The 15,529-nt window shown below is 27.1% G+C and carries 14 protein-coding genes; 8 read left to right on the top strand and 6 right to left on the bottom strand.

Annotation, left to right across the window (positions count from 1 at the left end):
* Positions 1-1,269 (bottom strand): serine--tRNA ligase, encoded by a 1,269-nt coding sequence (gene serS / locus MCRO_RS03860; RefSeq protein WP_013054430.1) that lies wholly within the window; start codon positions 1,267-1,269, stop codon positions 1-3.
* 137 nt (positions 1,270-1,406) lie between these two features.
* Here serS and rpmH point away from each other — a divergent pair, with 137 nt between their 5' ends.
* From rpmH to MCRO_RS03830, 6 genes are all read left to right on the top strand, one after another.
* Positions 1,407-1,553 carry a 50S ribosomal protein L34 gene (rpmH, locus tag MCRO_RS03855; RefSeq protein WP_013054135.1) on the top strand — a complete coding sequence of 49 codons (147 nt, stop codon included), beginning with the start codon at positions 1,407-1,409 and terminating at the stop codon, positions 1,551-1,553.
* Positions 1,553-1,891 (top strand): ribonuclease P protein component, encoded by a 339-nt coding sequence (gene rnpA, locus MCRO_RS03850; RefSeq protein WP_013054172.1) that lies wholly within the window; start codon positions 1,553-1,555, stop codon positions 1,889-1,891. Before rpmH ends, rnpA begins: the two co-directional genes overlap by 1 nt.
* The gene (gene yidC / locus MCRO_RS03845; protein ID WP_013054409.1) at positions 1,869-3,761 is read left to right on the top strand and encodes a membrane protein insertase YidC; all 1,893 of its coding nucleotides are present in this window, start codon (positions 1,869-1,871) and stop codon (positions 3,759-3,761) included. The genes rnpA and yidC overlap by 23 nt, the downstream gene beginning before the upstream one ends.
* A 62-nt stretch (positions 3,762-3,823) precedes the next feature.
* Positions 3,824-6,784: a transglutaminase-like domain-containing protein gene (locus MCRO_RS03840; RefSeq protein WP_013054348.1), complete on the top strand. Its 2,961-nt coding sequence runs from the start codon at positions 3,824-3,826 to the stop codon at positions 6,782-6,784.
* Between the two features lie 213 nt (positions 6,785-6,997).
* On the top strand, positions 6,998-7,825 hold the full coding sequence (locus MCRO_RS03835; RefSeq protein WP_013054605.1) for a DNA adenine methylase: 828 nt from the start codon (positions 6,998-7,000) through the stop codon (positions 7,823-7,825).
* Positions 7,826-7,920: 95 nt separating this feature from the next.
* Positions 7,921-8,853 (top strand): type II restriction endonuclease, encoded by a 933-nt coding sequence (locus tag MCRO_RS03830; RefSeq protein WP_013054507.1) that lies wholly within the window; start codon positions 7,921-7,923, stop codon positions 8,851-8,853.
* An 86-nt stretch (positions 8,854-8,939) separates the two neighbouring features.
* On the opposite strand, the gene MCRO_RS03825 is transcribed toward MCRO_RS03830, so the two are convergent.
* The gene (locus MCRO_RS03825; protein WP_041594089.1) at positions 8,940-9,449 is read right to left on the bottom strand and encodes a hypothetical protein; all 510 of its coding nucleotides are present in this window, start codon (positions 9,447-9,449) and stop codon (positions 8,940-8,942) included.
* Between the two features lie 248 nt (positions 9,450-9,697).
* Here MCRO_RS03825 and MCRO_RS03820 point away from each other — a divergent pair, with 248 nt between their 5' ends.
* Positions 9,698-10,567 (top strand): thymidylate synthase, encoded by an 870-nt coding sequence (locus tag MCRO_RS03820; RefSeq protein ID WP_013054133.1) that lies wholly within the window; start codon positions 9,698-9,700, stop codon positions 10,565-10,567.
* On the top strand, positions 10,567-11,040 hold the full coding sequence (locus tag MCRO_RS03815) for a dihydrofolate reductase (RefSeq protein ID WP_013054223.1): 474 nt from the start codon (positions 10,567-10,569) through the stop codon (positions 11,038-11,040). The genes MCRO_RS03820 and MCRO_RS03815 overlap by 1 nt, the downstream gene beginning before the upstream one ends.
* Before the next feature lie 40 nt (positions 11,041-11,080).
* On the opposite strand, the gene nrdE is transcribed toward MCRO_RS03815, so the two are convergent.
* The 4 genes from nrdE to MCRO_RS03795 all read right to left on the bottom strand — a co-directional run bounded on the left by nrdE (position 11,081) and on the right by MCRO_RS03795 (position 15,454).
* Positions 11,081-13,237: a class 1b ribonucleoside-diphosphate reductase subunit alpha gene (gene nrdE, locus MCRO_RS03810; RefSeq protein ID WP_013054617.1), complete on the bottom strand. Its 2,157-nt coding sequence runs from the start codon at positions 13,235-13,237 to the stop codon at positions 11,081-11,083.
* Between the two features lie 7 nt (positions 13,238-13,244).
* The gene (gene nrdI / locus MCRO_RS03805; RefSeq protein ID WP_013054725.1) at positions 13,245-13,700 is read right to left on the bottom strand and encodes a class Ib ribonucleoside-diphosphate reductase assembly flavoprotein NrdI; all 456 of its coding nucleotides are present in this window, start codon (positions 13,698-13,700) and stop codon (positions 13,245-13,247) included.
* A gap of 8 nt (positions 13,701-13,708) precedes the next feature.
* Positions 13,709-14,731: a class 1b ribonucleoside-diphosphate reductase subunit beta gene (gene nrdF, locus MCRO_RS03800; RefSeq protein WP_013054480.1), complete on the bottom strand. Its 1,023-nt coding sequence runs from the start codon at positions 14,729-14,731 to the stop codon at positions 13,709-13,711.
* Between the two features lie 144 nt (positions 14,732-14,875).
* On the bottom strand, positions 14,876-15,454 hold the full coding sequence (locus MCRO_RS03795; RefSeq protein WP_041594088.1) for a hypothetical protein: 579 nt from the start codon (positions 15,452-15,454) through the stop codon (positions 14,876-14,878).
* Positions 15,455-15,529: the final 75 nt, after the last annotated feature.

Genomic DNA, 15,529 nt, shown 5'->3' with positions numbered 1-15,529 from the left:
TTAATTAATTACTTTCAAGCCATTCATATATGGAACAAGTACTGTTGGAACTGCTATACTTCCGTCTTTATTTTGGTAATTTTCTAAAATTGCTGCAACAATTCTATCGATAGCTAAACCCGATCCATTCATTGTATGCGCATATTGAGTTTGATTATTTTCATCTCTATATCTAATCATTCCTCTTCTTGCTTGGAAGTCTCCCATGTAGCTAACACTAGAAACTTCTCTGAATTTCATTTCGCTTGGTAATCATAATTCAAGGTCAATTGTTTTTCTTGAAGAAAAACCTAAATCACCAGTACACAAAAGAACTTCTCTAAATGGAATTTCAAGTTTTACGAGTACATCTTTAGCATCTTCTAACATTTTTTCAAATTCTTTAATTGAGTCTTTTTCACTAGTTATTTTTACCAATTCAACTTTTTTAAATTGGTGATTTCTTATTATACCACGTGTGTCTCTACCTGAACTTCCGGCTTCGGATCTGAAGCATTCTGTAAATGCAGTGAATAAAATCGGAGAAGTTAAATCAACGATTTCATCATTGTAAATATTTGTTAACGGAACTTCGGCAGTTGGAATTAAATACATTTCGCCACCTTCAAGAGTGAATAAATCTTCTTTAAATTTTGGCAATTGTCCTGTTCCATATAGCATTTTATCTTTAACTATAACAGGTGGTAAGCATTCAATATACCCCTTAGAAGAATGTAAATCAAGCATAAAATTCATAAGCGCTCTAACTAGTTTAGCCCCTTTATCTTTATATAAAACAAAACGAGAACCAGACATTTTAACAGCTCTTTCCAAGTCAAAAAGATCAAGGTTTTTACCTACCTCATAGTGTGGTTTAATTCCTGTGATTAAACCACGACCTAACTTATCGTGATTTCTAATTACTTGGTTCATAATTTCATCTTTACCAACTGGAACATCTTCTAGTGGTAAATTAGGAATATAAGCTAATAAATTATTAATTTCATTATTAATTTCATCTGCTTTTTTTAGTAAAACTGCTTGCTCATCTTTTACTTTCTTAATTTCTTTTTTAAGCTTGTCTATAGCAGTTTTATCATTTTTATTTATTCCAAATTCTTTTGATAAAATCCCTAATTGTGCAGACATTTGTTGTGCTGCAGTCATTGCTGAACCACGTTGTTTTCCTAATTCGATAACTCTATCAATAATGGTTAAATCAAACGATCTATTTTTCATTGCTTTTTTGACTAATTTATCATTTTCTAATATAAATTTTATGTTTAACATTGTTCCTCCAATTTTCCTTAAAATTATAATACATTAAAATATTTAATATAAAGTATTTTTATAATTAAAATAATATTAATCAAAAATTATTTTTTTTGTATAATTAAAAAGCACTTATTCAATTCAAGGAGGCAAAAATGAGTAAAAGAACATTCCAACCTAACAAGCGTAAACATGCTAAAGTACATGGTTTCAGAGCAAGAATGCTTACTGCAAACGGTAGAAAAGTATTAGCTGCTAGAAGAGCTAAGGGTAGAAAACAATTAACTGTATCAGATAAATAATGAAAAAACAATATCGTCTACAAAAAAACTGAGAGTTTAACGATCTTATTCAAAAAAATAAGCAGTTTTCAAACAATTATTTAGTTTCGTATTTTGAACGTTCAGAATCGCTAAAAGTTGGAATAACCATTCCTAAAAAGTTTGCTAATGCAGTATGACGAAATTATTATAAAAGACAATTAAGAGCTATACTTCATGAGTTAAACATTTATGAATTTAAGTTCCACTTTGTTTTTATAATCAGAAAAGATTTTTTGAAAGCGGAATATGCAATCAAAAAACAATCAATACAAAAAATGTTAGAGAAATTTAAAAATGAATCAAAAAAGATCAAATAAATTTGATTATTTCACTAATGACAAGGACCCGGTAGAAAAGAAAAAATCTCTACTTAAAAAAGTATGGTATTGATTAAAAATAAGTTTATATGTACTTGTTTTTGGTCTTACTATTACTGGTTGTGTTCAGTCAATAGCAATAAAAACATCTGGAGAAACAGGAGCAGGATTAGAACTTTATCGTAATAAAGAAGATATTGCACCGAAAGTAAAATCTTTTTTAGTAGAAGAAAAAGAACTAATCAAAAAAGACAATTCGAAAGATGCCGAAGTAATTAAACTACCTACAATAACCGCAATAAGTGAAGAAAATATTCTTATTAAAAACAAGGACATTTTGAACTTGTTAAGAGAACAAACAAAAAACAACAAGGGTGAATATGGAGCTTACAACTCATTTAACTCTGCTATCAGAATCAAAAAAGATGGAAAAGAATTAACTGGTTCTGAAATATATAAAGACAAGGGAAGATTTTTATTTGATGTAAGTAACACAAAGGAATATCAACCTATTACAACTTTCACAAACATCTATACATTTGCAAATGCAGTAGATGTTGAAACACAAAAAGATGCTGCATCACCTTTAAAATCAGATAAAAATGATACTAATAAAATAACATGAGTTTCAGGAATTAGTAAAATAGATAATGATTTTAAAGCGTATGACATAGCTAATTTAAAAAATGAACTTGAAGCTAAAGAAAAAGGGAAAAAAGATTATGTAATTTATTACAAATCAAAAGCTCTTTTCTCAAGGGATATTCTTCAAATATTTTATAACTTAACCTTCACCGATCAAAAATGAAAAGACTTGTTTGATAATAAAGATCCAAGTACTTTTATTAAAGAAAATATAATTGATAAATTTAAAAACAATCAGGAAGTAAGGTTAACATATGTCCAAAAAGAAGGAATTTTAACTTACCACAAATTATTATCAGCACAATTAAATGAACTTGGTTTTGCTAAAACACTAACCTTAGGTTATGATGCATCTAATAAATATGATATAGATATTAGACACTCACATGTGCCTGGTGCTGCAATGCCATATTCTAATGCTGCACAAAAACCAATTACAACATGATCTGAATCATGAGGTCTTGGACCTTTCTATGGATTAATTGTTTATCCGATTTCATATGTTTCACAAGCTCTTAGACAATCATTACCAGACTTATCTGGTTGAAGTACTATCTTTGTTATTATTATAGTAGTTGTAATAATTAAAGCTTTTTCACTTTTAATCACATTCAAAAGTATTGTTGGGCAATCTATACAAGAAGACCTACGTGGTAAAAAAGCTCAAATAGAGGCAAAATATAAAGATTTTGGTAACAACAAAATGATGAAGGCTAGAAAACAACAAGAACTTCAAAAGCTATACAAAAAAAATAATATTAATCCACTTGATCAGTTTCTTAGTGTAATTGTTTCTATGCCAATATTCTTTGCGATGTGACGTGTTATTCAATGTATGCCAGAAATTAAGTCAACTATTTGATTAGGTCTTAACTTCTCATCTACCTCATATTCAAGTTTATTTGCTGGTCAATGGCAATATCTTGGAATTATAGTGATTGCTGTTGGAGTTCAATTAGTATCTCAAATACTTCCTAGATTATTAAATAGAAGACGTTTAAAAGAACGTATATCTATAGCTGAAAATGAAGCACTAAAAAAATCAGAAAAAACACAAAGAATAGTTATGATAGTTTTCTTAGTTATTACTTTAATGTTTACAGCTGGTGTTCAAGTGTATTGAATAATTACTGGATTGTGAACTATAGGTCAAACTATCGGAATTCACTATTTAAAGAAAAGTGCTTGATGAAGAACTAAATATTCAAAAAAATTCAAAGCATAAAATTTTAAAAGTTTCTCATTGAGAAACTTTTTTAAATTCAAAAAATTTGTTAAAATCAAAATATGAAAAAAACAACTTTTAAAAAATATATAAAAACATCTTCAATATTAAGCATGTTTTCACCTCTGATATTTATTAGTTCTTGTACTAATGACAAAAACAGTAATGTTTTAGATAGTATTAATGTTCAATATGAGAAGTTAGAATTTGACTATAAAAACAAAAACGAAACTCTTGTAAAAGATATTGAGTTGGATAACATTTTAATAAAAAACTTAGATCATAATAATTTTAAAATAACAGAATTAAAGGTTATTTTAATTGATGCTAAAAATAGAAGTGTATCAATTTCAGGTAAGTTATGAAGTAAAGCGGATAATTTAATTAACAAAAAATTCAGTATAAAAATCGATGGCTTTAAGCAAACAAACATTCCCACTAGTTCAACTTCCGAACCTCTAGAACAACTTCAAGATCAGACCAATGAAGAAGCTTTAAAAGTGACTGTTGATTATTTAAATAAGTCCTTAGTTCGTGCTGAAAATGCTGACATATCTAATCTTCAATTCGGTAATTATAACAATGAAATTTATTCAATTACAGAACCAAAAATTCTAAGTTATTTTCAAACAACAATAGCTATTCAAGCAAAGGTCGTATTAAATATAAATAACAAAATTTTCAGTATTATAACAAAAGAAATAGATGGTTTCGAAAAACCAAAAATTGACGATCAAAAACCTCCAACAAGTCCTGATGAACTAAACGAAACTGAAAAACATTTACTTGAAAATGTTATGAATGAAAAGAATTTTATATATAGTTTTGAACCTAAAAAACCTCACCATACTAGTTATATAATTAACAACAAAGAGGAATTTCTTGGATTAATTATTGAATTAATCAAAAGAGGAAATGAAGTTGATGTTAATATAGAATTTAAAATTTCTGATGAAGATATAGCCAAAACAATTATTGATTTTTATACAAATCATTACATTGATTATACCTATTTATACAACTCATCTTCTGATAATAAAATATGTCCAAATTTATTTTATGATGAGATTAATAAAAAATATGTTCTTAGGTTAAAATCTAATATAAACATATTAAAAAATTACACAAGACATTCAATTTATGATTTCATAACAAAAGGCTTAGATAGATTAAGCCCTAGTATGAGTGATACCGAAAAAGCCTATGAACTAATGAGATATGTTTCTGACACTACGGAATATTCTGAAAAGTATAGAGGAATTTATGATAATAGAATGCAAAATGATATAGGAATTTGTGGAGATTGATCAGAGAGATATCAGTTACTTTTATCTGCTGCAAATATTCCTTCAGTACCTGTTGTTAGTGATTTTCATGCATGAACAAAGGTTCTTTTAGATGGTAAATGATATAATGCCGATCCTACCTTCTTAAAACCGCTTAGCAACAAGTTAAAGTTGTCTTTAAATAGTTCTATTAATAATTATAGTTATGTAGGTTCATTCTTAAATACGGATGATGAATTTAAAACAACTAATGTCGAAACCGGGGAAACTATATATGGCCATGGAGCTCTAAGAAATTGAAAACCAGTACTTTGAAATCATTCTGGTGCAGCTAACTATATAAAAGCAGAAACAAAAAATACAAGTTATTTTTCAAGAATGTTTTCAACAAGCAGCACTATGTTTTACAATGAAGAAGATCGTTCGTGATATTTTTATGGATATAATTTAAAATCAGAAACTCAACCTAAAACAAGTATGCTTTATAAGTTGAGCGATATTAATGGAGAACCTTCATTAGTTACTGAATTTAATTCAAAAGTTACTGAATTAAACTACGAATTAAGTAACATAAGTATGCTCAAATGAAAGAACTTTTTAATTTTTGGGAAAATTGAAAATGGATCAAAATCAAATCCTATAGCATATGATCTAACAACAAAAACGTTTGTAGAATTTTATGATCAATCAAGTCCGTTCCAATCTTCACACCACCCTATGTATTTATCTAGCGATGGAATATTATTTAGCGGAAATAAAAATGATGGAACTGCACAAGATAAAAACATTAAAAAAATAGATTTAAATAAAACTGTTTTAGCACAATCTATAAATGTAAAAGCTATAGTTCAAAACGCAAGAACTTTTATAGATACACTTTCTAAATTGAGATTATTAAATTCATTCTTACAAGAAGGAAGTGATAAATTCACTATAACAAAGACTGAAAAAGAGGAGTTATCTACTAAAATACAAAGTTTCAAAAAAATTTATTCAGAGAATATAAATAACACAACTTTTGATTGGATTACAAAAGTAGATGAACTAAAAGAAACGATTGCAAAATTCGAACTTCTATTTAACAAACCATTTAAAAAAGAATTATCTACAAAACCATTTATTCACAGCGATTTGAATCCAGTAAAATACTTAACAAAGGAACAAAGAAAATATAATCAAGTATTCCACATAGGAGCATCATCGTTTTTTGGAGACAATATCACTAACTCTCAAAACCTTACTTATACATGATATGTTGACGGTATACCAACAGAAACTTTTAAAATAGCAGATGCAAATTTCGTTATTCAAGCAGTAAAACTTAAAGATAATATGAAAGTTTTTGTTGTTGTTTCAGATTCGTTTAATAAAACAAGTCAAGTTAAAAGTTCTACATTGACTATAAAATTTTTAGATGAAACAAGTAACAATGATTTAATGCCACTTTCATCAACCGATTTTTCTGTATTATCTAATATTGCACCTGGTCAAGATAGCAAAAAAATTGATTTTAAAATTACAACAGAAAATTTTAATTCTTCTAAATTTGACTTTTCTTGAAAACTTGTACATAACAATAAAGTTATAAAATCTGGTTCTGATTTAAATATTACTTATAATAAAACAACATTAGATGACGACGATTATGGATATTATCAAGTAGTATATAAATTAGTAAATAAAGACACAAAAGAAGAATTGTATTGAAAATCAAATACATACTTTGCATATAAATAAAATTAATAAAACCATATTCACCTTATTTATAGGTAAATATGGTTTTTTAAACAAGTCAACGTTTTATATTGTATTTAATTTTAGTTAATTAAATTATTTGATATTTATTAACAAACGAGAGTTAAAAAATAAGAAAATAATAGATTTTTAAATATTTTAATAATATTTATTAACATTAATTATAATTAAAATTACAAACTATAAGGAGATAAAATGGAACGTTTAACACCCTTTGTAAAATGAGTAGGTGGTAAAAGACAATTATTAAATGTAATTAGTAATTCACTACCTAAATTCTATAATGATTATTATGAACCGTTTGTAGGTGGCGGTGCTTTATTACTTTTTCTTAAACCAAAAAAAGCATTCATTAACGATATAAATAATGTATTAATAAACACTTACAAAATCATAAAAAACAATCCAGATGAACTTATAAATTTATTAAGCAAATTCGATTCCTCTAATATTGATAAAGAAAAATACAATAATTTAAGAAATAAATTTAATAAAAAAATTATTAATCAAGAGTTTGATGTTGAGCAATCAGCGTTATTTATTTTTCTAAATAAAAAATGTTTCAATGGCCTTTATAGAGTAAATTCAAAAGGTCTTTTTAATGTTCCGTTCAACAACAAACAGAGAGGAAGTTCCTTCTCGAAAGAAAATATTTTAGCAATTAGCAAGTATTTAAAAAACGTTGAAATACTAAGTGTAGATTTTGAAAAAAGTGTAAATAATGCTAAAAAAGGAGATTTTATTTTTTTGGATAGCCCTTATGTACCTCTAACCGAGACAAGTTTTCATGAATATTCAAAAGAAGGTTTTACATTAAACGATCATATTAGATTGGCTAACTTATTTAAAGAACTTGATAAAAGAGGATGTTATGTTATGTTAACAAACCATAATACAGAATTAATAAATTTTCTTTATAAAGATTTTAATATAAAAACTGTTTCAGTAAAAAGGATGATTAATAGTGATGCAAAAAATAGAGTTGGTGAAGAAGTTATAATTACGAATTATGAATACCAATAATTCAAAAACCATATTAAATATTAGATTGTAGTAATATTGAATTGAAATAATTATTAATACAACCAAATAAATAAAAGATGATTGGAAGAAAATATATGAGCGAAAATCATAAAAACAAACTTATTGATAAATTTGTTAATACATTATTAGAAACTAATAGAAGTTTCAATTTTTTTGTAGACTGAAATAATTTAATTGAAATAGAAAAATACGATGTTGAATTAAATGCATTAAATTCTTTGATTAGAGTGAAAAACTTTAAGGAGCGTTTTATAGAATTATTAACAAAAGTTCCAAGTGTTATTGCTACTTTTCCACTACTGTTTGCATTAAGCAGAAATGAAAGAAAAGTTCTTGAAAAAGGTAAATCAAAGTTGAAAATATTAAATTTAGCAAAAAGTTTTTACTATAAATATTCATTTATTGAATATAAGTCAAATTCATTTTTGTCAAGCGATGAAAAAGAGCTTTATTATGCTCTCTTTAAAGATATGGGTTTAGAGAATTTATTTACAAATTTACTTGAGAAAAGTATAAAAGATTATGTATCCGGTGTATTAGTTGGTCTTGATTCTAATGGAAGAAAAAATAGAAGTGGTAGAGCTTTTGAAGATATTTGCCAACCATTAATTGCTGAGATTTGTAAGAAATATGATATAACTTTACTTCAACAAAAGAAACTTGGAGAATTAGCAAATTTCGGCATTCCAATTAATGATGATTTTCGAAATAGAAAAGCAGATTTTATCTTAATCAAAAATAGAAAAGCACTTAATATTGAGGTTAATTACTTTTTTGCTGGCGGTTCAAAACCAGAGGAAATTATAGATAGTTATATCAACAGAAATAATGAATTAAATTTAAGAGGTATAAAATTTTTACTGATTACCGATGGCTTATGCTGAGATAATAATTCAAAAAATCAATTAGAAAAAGCATTCAAATACATAACCTTAATGAATTATAATATGTCAAATGATGGTTATCTTGAAACAATAATTAAAGACGTTTTTTTATTGAACAACTAAACTTTTTTCATGAAGTTTGAATTTAAAAACCACGTTCACCTTATTTACAGGCAAAAGTGGTTTTATATATCTTAAAAGATTAATTATTATTTATTCTTTTTGGTTGATTCTAAATATTCATCAAAAAGAGTTTTATAGCTTTCTTTTTGTTCTTTATCTAGTTCTTTAAATCTAGAAACAATATCCATAATATTTTGGTTGCTTGATGAAACATTTTTATTAAATCTTTCTTTTTTGTTTTCTGATATTGATGTTAATCTTGCTACGTAAATTTCTAAATGATTAATGTATTCAACTTGTATTTCTGTTAATGCATTGAATTTATTTTTAAATCAATCTGTATTGCTGATTCCTTTTAAATTTTTTAAAATTGTTGAATATTCATTAATGTTTTCTTCTAAACTTTTAATGCTTGATCATTCTTTGAAAAAGTCAATTTCCTCTCTTGGTTTTTCACTTCTATCGAATTTTGGTTTATTGTCAAAACCCCTGTCATCTCTTCTTCTATCATCTTTATTTCATGATCTGATGTTGTTGTTTGGTCTACTTGATCTTTTTGAATCGAAACCTTTTTTGTCTTTATTGAACTCTCTCATATACTGCTTTCTTTATCTTTATTAATTAAAGATATTACTTATTATATAGTGTTTATTTTATTTAATTATAATTAGTAAAAATACTTTAATATGATTTTATAAACATAAAAAATATTAAAGTATTTTTGACACAAAAAAAGAGATATAAATTATTAAATTTCTAGATTAATAAAAAATGTTTTTTATTTTTTAATTCATTTTATTAATCTATAATTATTTTCACTATTCATATATATAAAGGAGCAAAAATGACGCAATATCTAAAACTTCTAAAAACTGTATTAAATACCGGAATGGTAAGAAGAGATAGAACAGGTACCGGTACTATTGGTGTTTTTGGTACTCAAACAAGATATGATTTAAGGAAAGGATTCCCTCTTTTAACAACTAAGAAAATGGCTTGGAAATCTATAGTTGTTGAACTTCTATGATTCTTGAAAGGCGAAACCAATATAAAATACTTGGTAGATAGAAATGTTAATATTTGAAATGAATGACCTTATGAAATTTACAAAAGATCAACGGATTTTCAAGGGGAAACCATAGAGGAATTCATTAATAAAATTAAGAATGATAATGAATTTGCAATCAAACATGGAAATCTAGGACCTGTTTATGGTAGACAATGAAGAGATTTTAATGGTGTTGACCAAATTAAGTATGTAATAAACGAACTTAGAACAAAACCTTTTTCTAGAAGAATTTTAGTAAGTGCTTGAAATCCTGAAGAAGTAGATAAAATGGCTCTTCCACCATGTCATGCTTTATTTCAATTTTATGTTTCATCTAATGATGAATTATCGCTACAACTTTATCAAAGAAGTGGTGACTTATTTCTTGGGGTTCCATTTAATATTGCTTCTTATGCATTATTATTGCACATGGTTGCACAAGTAACAAACTTAAGAGTGGGCGAATTTATCCATACAATCGGAGATGCTCATATTTATTCAAATCACGTTGATCAAGTAACTGAGCAATTAACAAGAAGACCTTTTAAACTCCCAACAATTATTTTGAATAAAAAAGTTAAGGAAATTTTTGATTTCGAATTCGAAGACATAGAACTTAAAGATTACAAGTCACACTCTAGAATTAAAGCAGAGGTTTCTGTTTAATGATAAAGCTGATAGTTGCAACTGATAAAAACAATTTAATTGGTAATGTTGATAAAATGCCGTGAAGAATTAAAGAAGAATTCGAACACTTCAGAAATACAACAATCAGCCATTCTTTATTGTTTGGTAGAACTACTTTTTTAGGTTTACCTGGAAAATTAGACAAGAGAACAATTTATGTATTATCAGAACAAACACTCGATAATTGCATTACAATTCACAACGAAACAGAACTTAAAAACTTGTTTGCTAAATTTAAAACTAATAATGAAGTTTTATTCATTGCAGGTGGTAAATCTATTTATGAAAAGTATTTTGAATATGCTGATGAATTATTAATTTCAAGAGTTGATGGCGATTATCAAGGTAATGTTTATTTAAACCTTAACTTATCAAATTATGAAGTTATAAAAAAACAAAAATTTGAAAAATTTGTTGTAGAAACATACAAAAGAATTCAAAAAACGCACTAGGCGTTTTTTTGTATTTGACTTTGTAATAGTTAAATATGAATTATATTACACAAGAAGTACATTCAAGATTTTCGCTACCTTCAAGAACATCTTGTCTTATTCGAACATAATAAATAGAAGCACATTTTTGTTTAAAAGCATAAATATAAGCTTTATTTAAATCACGCGTTGTTACTGTATCTTTAACAAAAAGGGTTAGAGAAATTGCTTGATCAATGTGTTTTTGAGCGGCAGCGACAACATCAATAATTGGTAATGGTCCAACTTCATAAGCACCCATTTGGTAGTACTTTTTGTTTTCTTCACTTATTTTGTATGCAGGAACATAAACACGTCCTAGTTTTCCTTCTTTTCTAACTTCAACATCCGCTACAACAGGTTGTAAACTTGGTGTACATCCTGACAAGTAACTTATTGAACCGGTAGGCGCAATAGCCATTAAGTGAGAGTTTGCAAGTCCAGTTTTTTGAATTTCTTTTGAAAGTTCTTTTCACTCTTGTTTGGTTGGAATATGAACATCAAACTTTTTGAATAATTCAGCAACAATTTGACTTTTTGGTTTATATTCATCATCTTTTGCTTTTGTATATTTATCAAAATATTCACCAGTTGCAAATTTTGTATTTTCGAAATTAGCAAATTTTCCAAATCCTTCTTTAGCTAATTTATTTGAAGCTTTAAATGAGTGATATGCAAATGTGTAGAAGAATAAATCTGTAAATTCAACAGCTTCTTTAGTATTATAGTAAATGCTATTTGTCGATAAGAAACCATGTAAGTTCATCGCTCCCAACCCAATAGCTCTATTTCTTTTGTTTCCGTTTTGAATGCTTGGTGCAGCACTTAAATCAGAGTTTGTAGCTATGTGATTAAGAGCATAAATTGCACGATATATTGAATCAGAGAATTTGTTTCCTGCTTGCATTAATTTATCAATATTCATTGAACCTAAGTTACATGCGATGTCTTCACCTAATTTTACAAATGAAAGGTCAGGATTATATGTTGTTTCAGAACTTGGTTGCGCAATTTCAGAACAAAGGTTTGACATAATAATTCTACCAGGGTGAGCACTTCTGTCATTAACTGTATCATCAAAAAGTAAATAAGGATAACCAGATTCAAAGTGTAATTCAGCAATGGTTTGAAATAATTTTCTAGCACTTATAAATGTTTTTTTAATGTTTTTATTATTTAACATATTGTAATATTCTTTAGTTATTGAAATATCACTAAATGCTTTTCCATATTCTCTTTGAACATCATAAGGAGAAAATAGAGCCATGTCTTCATTATTTTTAGCTAATTCGAATGTAATATCTGGTAAAACTAATCCTAATGAAAGTGATTTAATACGGATTTTTTCATCAGCATTTTCTCTTTTTGTATCAAGGAAAGTCATTACATCGGGGTGATGAGCACTTAAATAAACTACTCCAGCACCTTGACGTTGTCCAAGTTGATTTGCATATGAAAATGAATCTTCAAGAATTTTCATAACAGGCACTATTCCTGTTGCTTGGTTTTGTATATTTTTAATTGGAGCACCTAATTCACGAAGGTTCGTTAAACAAAGAGCAACTCCGCCACCACGTTTTGATAATTGTAAAGAGGTTGAAATTCCTCTTGCAATTGATTCCATGTTATCTTCAACTCTTAATAAATAACATGAAATATATTCTCCACGTTGTTTTTTACCAGCGTTTAAAAAAGTTGGTGTAGCCGGTTGATATCTTCCACTCATTATTTCTTCAAGTGTAGCTTGTGCAACTTCAACATTTCCATCTCCAATGAAAAGCGCATTCATTAAAGCTCTATCTTCATATTGTTCTAAATATTCAGTATCATCAAAGCTTTTTAAACAATAAGCATTATAGAATTTTAAAGCCCCCATAAATGAAGTAAATTTAAAATGATAATCAATAGCATATTGTCTTAGTTTTTCAATATCTTTAATATTATATTTTTTTACCAATTCATCTTCATAATAGCCATGTTTAACTAAATAATCAAATCTTTCTTTTATAGAATTAAAGACTTTTGTATTAGGTAGAGCATGGTGCTTCATGTATAATCTGGCAGCTTCGTGATCTTGAAAAAAATCACTTTTTCCACAAGCCAATAATTTACTTTTTGCGTTTAGAGCAATATATTCATCATAGTTATTTATGTCTGCAAGTTTTGTTTTCTTAGTCATGTATCCCCTATTTTCCTCAGAATTCGTCTAACATTTTAGCAACGTTTTTAACATCATCTGCAGTTCCTAGCAATTCAAATTGATATAACAATGGAACATTTAATTTCTTAGATAAGATTGGACCAGCTAAAGCAAATGTATCGCCAAAGTTCGTGTTTCCACTTGCTATAACTCCACGACAATGTTTTCTATTAGATTCTTTATTTAAGAATTTAATAACTTGTTTTGGAACTGCTCCTTCTTTAAATTCTCCACCACCACTGTAGGTTGGAGTAATAAGAACAAAGTCCTTATTAACATCAATTTCTTCAGATAATTCATATGGAATTCTTACTGAAGGTTTATTTAATTTAAGTATAAAACGGTGTGTGTTATTTGAAATTGATGAATAATAAACAACAAGTACATCACCTTTCGGTCTTTTAATATCTTTATCTGTTACTTTAATTACATCTTCGTGCATTCTTCCTCCTAAAATTCTCAATCTTCATCTTCTGTTTCTTCGGTAACACCCATTACATAAGATGATCCGTTTCCTGAGAAGAAATCATGGTTTTCATCTGCTCTTGCTGAAAGTTGAGCAAATATTTCTGGTTCGATTCTTGTTTCTTCATCTGTAAAAGGTGAATCATAACCAAGGTTTTGTAAGAATTTACCAGCATTATAAACACTAAATCTAATAGCATCTTCAGCTAGATCAAATCCTTCATATAATTTTGTTAAGAATTTCTTTTCAGCATCTATTAATCTATATAGTAATTCAAAAACAAATTCTTTAAGTTCTGCTTTTCTCTTGTCAGATAATTTAGCAACTTTCTTTTGGTATTTATATCCACTGTAGTAGTTGTGGATAACCTTATCTCTTAATATTAATCTAATAATATCTGAAGTATTTGGTAATTTCGATCTTGCTGATAGATAAAATGGCAAGTAAAATCCTCCATATAATAAGAAACCAGGCATTAATGCGGCTGCTACTTTTGATTTAAGAGGGTCTTCACAATGATAATAAGGAATTAAGATTCTTGCTCTTTCTTGTAATTCTTCATTAGCAATTACTCATTCATGTGCCTCTTCAATTTGATCACTTGAACAAAGTGTCGAGAAAATCGTTCCATATGATCTTGCATGTACTGCAACCATAAAAGCAAAGTTTGCATAAATAACTTGTTCGTGATCAGTAAGTGCATTAGGAATTTGTGCTATATCACAAACTGTAGCTTGGATTGTATCAAGCATTGTTAATCCTGTGAAAGTTCTTGTAATTAATGTTTGTCATTCATCACTAAGCGTTCTTCATGAAGGGATATCGTTTGATACAGGAATTTTTTCTGGTAATCAGAAGTTTTGTGTTACTCTGTTTCAAACTTCTAAATCTTTATCATCATTGATGATATTTCAATTTACTGCTCTCATTTTTCCGTTGAAACCATTACGTTCATATTCCAATGGCGAGACAGATTCTTTATAATATTTATTATTATTTCTACTCATTTATAGCTCCTTTTTTTAGTAGTTAAAACTATGTTAGCATATTAAATTACTCTCACTTTAAACTATAAAAAAAATTCCAAAAAGTGGAATTTCCACATTTTGGAATTTGTTTGGAATAGTATTTTTTTATGTTAAAGTAATATATTAATTTTTATTATCATATAAATTATATATTTCCAATAGATATGGATAGTTTTCGTTTTCGATGCTTAGAACTTCATATCTGTCGAAATTTATGAAGTCAATTTCTTTTAAAAATATATCTTGATTATCATCAATTATAGTTCAAAATTCAGGATTTCTTTCATATACCAAATCAATTAAATAACTAATTTCAATCGTTTTTTTAGATGGTAAAAAATAGAAGAAACTAGGCTTATTTGTTAATTGCTTATAAATTTTTTTAGCATTTAAAGTTCTATATTTCTTTTCACTTGTTGGAACTAATAATTGAATGTTTAAGATTACACCATTGTATTTATAATATGGCAAAAAAGTTTTATCTATGGAAAAGTTAGAAAATAAAAATTGGTCTTTATACTTAAATTTAAGTTCTAAAAAATCATTGAATTTTAATGCGATTTTAAAGTTCTGATTTGTTGAAATATTGTTGTTATTAACTATGTCATAGAGGTTTTCGCCACATATAGAATAAATAATTTTATTCGTTTTAGCTAATGTATCAAAATTGTTGAGTGCTTGTATTGTTTTTGTATTTATCATATAAATAATTATAATTAAAGTTTAGTGATTAAAAAATATTACTCTATAATTTATAATATTAAATATATAAATAAA

This window comes from Mycoplasma crocodyli MP145, assembly GCF_000025845.1.
Classification (GTDB): Bacteria; Bacillota_I; Bacilli_A; order Mycoplasmatales; family Metamycoplasmataceae; genus Mycoplasmopsis; species Mycoplasmopsis crocodyli.
Note: the sequence above shows the minus strand (reverse complement) of the source record. Positions and strands in the feature narration are given on the sequence as shown.